This window comes from Nocardia citri, from assembly GCF_054065835.1.
Map to the genome: position 1 here is coordinate 1 of NZ_JBSUQM010000076.1, position 661 is coordinate 661.

At 64.9% G+C, this 661-nt stretch carries 1 pseudogene; it reads left to right on the forward strand.

The features are described 5' to 3' along the window. Nucleotides 1–138 precede the first annotated feature (138 nt). Nucleotides 139–639, forward strand: a pseudogene (locus ACW2Q0_RS31185) (transposase); the annotation flags it as partial. Nucleotides 640–661: the final 22 nt, after the last annotated feature.

The window sequence follows — 661 nt, forward strand, 5'->3', positions numbered from 1 at the left end:
GGGACTGTACGGTAAACGGTGTAACTCCTGAGACAGAAGGAGCTCACTGTGACTGATGTGATTACGGAGGAGATGGTAGCGGACCTGGGCGCGGCGCCGGTGGTGCCGCCGCTGCCCGAGGGTGATCTGGTCCGGCAGATGGTGGATCGTGCTCGTGCCGACGGTCTGCAGCTGACCGGTGAGGGCGGGCTGCTGGGGCAGTTGACGAAGAAGGTGCTCGAGGCCGCCCTCGAGGGTGAGCTCGACGATCACCTCGGCTATGGCAAGCACGACCCGGCCGGGCGTGACGGGCGGAATTCGCGTAACGGCCGCCGCGTCAAGACGGTCGTGACCGATGTCGGGCCGGTCGAGATCGCCGTGCCGCGTGATCGGGACGGCAGTTTCTCCCCGAGGATCGTGGCCAAGGGGCAGCGCCGCCTGTCCGGGGTCGAGGACATGGTGATCTCGTTGTCGGCCAAGGGATTGACTCATGGTGAGATCTCCGCGCACCTGGCCGAGGTCTACGACGCGCAGGTGTCCAAGCAGACGATCTCCACGATCACCGACCGGGTGCTCGACGGGATGGCCGACTGGCAGAATCGGCCGCTGGATTCGGTGTATCCGGTGATCTTCATCGATGCGGTGAACGTGAAGATCCGGGGTCTGGCGCAGACTTCGTGAT